This is a genomic window from Bowmanella dokdonensis, assembly GCF_017254865.1.
Lineage (GTDB): Bacteria > Pseudomonadota > Gammaproteobacteria > Enterobacterales > Alteromonadaceae > Bowmanella > Bowmanella dokdonensis.
The window spans coordinates 1-286 of the sequence record NZ_JAFKCV010000386.1; the positions used below are offsets into that span (position 1 = coordinate 1).

Sequence of the window (286 nt, forward strand, 5' to 3'; positions counted from 1 at the left end):
CTAATGCATTTTGTTCGGTACAAGATATCTACACCAGTGCCCTTAGGGCAGGCCTGCACTGCCAGGTTGAAGACAAAGCTTATCAGACCTGGCATAACAGTCTCAGTGAAGTGCTGCACTCGATGAAAGACATTGGTGCTGGCGTGGCCTTAAGTAACCAGCCTAGTGGTTTAAACCGTCATACCCTAGGCAAACTTGAGGCTTATTATCAGAAGGCCTACGCAAAATCGGGACGTTTGCCGATAAGTTACCAGGTGGCCTTTGTGGAGATACAAAAGTGAAATGT

At 47.2% G+C, this 286-nt stretch carries 1 pseudogene; it reads left to right on the forward strand.

Annotation, left to right across the window (positions count from 1 at the left end):
* Positions 1-281: pseudogene (locus J0A66_RS23025) on the forward strand (methyltransferase domain-containing protein); the annotation flags it as partial.
* Positions 282-286: the final 5 nt, after the last annotated feature.